2 protein-coding genes are annotated in these 1,593 nt (G+C 65.1%); both read left to right on the forward strand.

The genetic code is table 11. The features are described 5' to 3' along the window. Positions 1-340: fumarylacetoacetate hydrolase family protein (locus I71_RS09465; RefSeq protein WP_042694235.1), on the forward strand; the 340-nt coding region annotated here is incomplete at its 5' end. A gap of 199 nt (positions 341-539) precedes the next feature. Then, the coding region (locus I71_RS09470) for a DUF4158 domain-containing protein (protein ID WP_042694237.1) at positions 540-1,593 on the forward strand (1,054 nt) is incomplete at its 3' end.

The raw sequence follows: 1,593 nt of genomic DNA on the forward strand, positions 1-1,593 counted from the left end.
GTGCGACACTTTCGGCCCGATCGGCCCGTGGCTGGTGACCGCGAACGAGGTCGCGGATCCGCAGGCACTGCGCATGTGGCTCGAAGTCAACGGACAGCGCATGCAGGACGGCAGCACGGCGACGATGATCTTCGACGTCAAGACCCTGGTGTCCTACGTCAGCCGCCACATGACGCTGATGCCGGGCGACATCATCGCCACGGGCACGCCGCCCGGTGTCGGGATGGGGCAAAAGCCCGAGCCCGTCTTTCTGAAGGTCGGTGACGTGGTGACGCTCGGCATCGAGGGGTTGGGCGAGCAGAACCAGCGGGTCATCCCCCATCCGCTCGCCGTCCGATAGACGGTCACATATCGGGGCCAGCCCGTTGCGGCCGATGGTGGCCGCGCGGGCTGGCCATGCCCTCTTGAGCAATGGGAACAATAGGAGAGGGAGCACCTTGAATTGGCAAAGGTGGATCAGAGAATGCCCGTGATCTGAACTGCACCCATGGTGACCCTCCACGGCATGATCCTATCAACATCACCGAATGGAATAAACGTTGGCGCGTCGGCGGCTGTTGACCGAAGACCAGTGGGCAAGGCTCCTGGCGGTGCCGGACGACGAACGCGCGATGGTGCGCCACTATACGCTCAGCAGGGACGATCTCGACATAGTCACCCTCCGGCGTACAGCGCACACCCGCCTGGGCTGCGCCATCCTGCTCTGCTATCTTCATCATCCTGGGCGGATTCCCGGGCCGGGCGAGCGCCCGCCCATCGCGCTGCTGGCGTTCGTCGCCCGGCAGGTTGGCGCCGAGCCCGACGATTTCATCGCCTACAGTCGACGTGACCAGAACCGGCGCGAGCAGGTTGCCGCGATCATGGCACGGACCGGCCACCGTGCCTTTGATCGAACCCTCTTTCGCGACCTTGCCGCTTGGTTGACCTCCAAGGCACAGATCGCACGGGACCCGATCATTCTGGCGACCACCTTGATCGACGAGTTCCGCCGCCGTCGCATCCTGATCCCTTCTGCGGCAATCCTGGAACTGATGCTCCATCAGGCTCGTGGCCGGGCCGAACGGGTTCTGCATCGTGCCCTTGTCGATGGTGTCGATCAGCGGACGACAGACGCGCTGGACCGCTTGCTGACCCTGCAGGCCGACACTGAAACGACGATGCTCGCTTGGCTGCGTCGGGTGCCAGCGGCCCCAACTGCCCGCAACATGCTGGCGGTCATTGAGCACCTTTCCGCCTTGAAGGAACTCGGCATTGACCGGTCGTTGCGCGCACGCGTGCCGGAGGTCGCGTTCGAGCGGCTCGCGGCCGAAGGCCTGCGGATGACGCCGCAGCATCTTCAGGATCTGGCGACGTCGCGCCGTCGTGCTGTGCTCACGGCCACCGCGATCCGCCTGGAGATGGATCTGACCGACGTCACCTTGTCGATGTTCGACAAGCTGCTCGGCAGTCTGGCGCGGAAGGCCGAGCGCCGGACAGCCGAAAACACCCTGCGTTCCGTTCGCGATACCCAGACCCAACTGCGGGTGCTGCTAACCGCGTGCAAGGCGGTGATCGGCGCGCGGGAGACCGGCACCGATCCCTACGAGGCCGTCG

Origin of the sequence: Azospirillum sp. B506, assembly GCF_000333595.1 — a bacterium.
Lineage (GTDB): Bacteria > Pseudomonadota > Alphaproteobacteria > Azospirillales > Azospirillaceae > Azospirillum.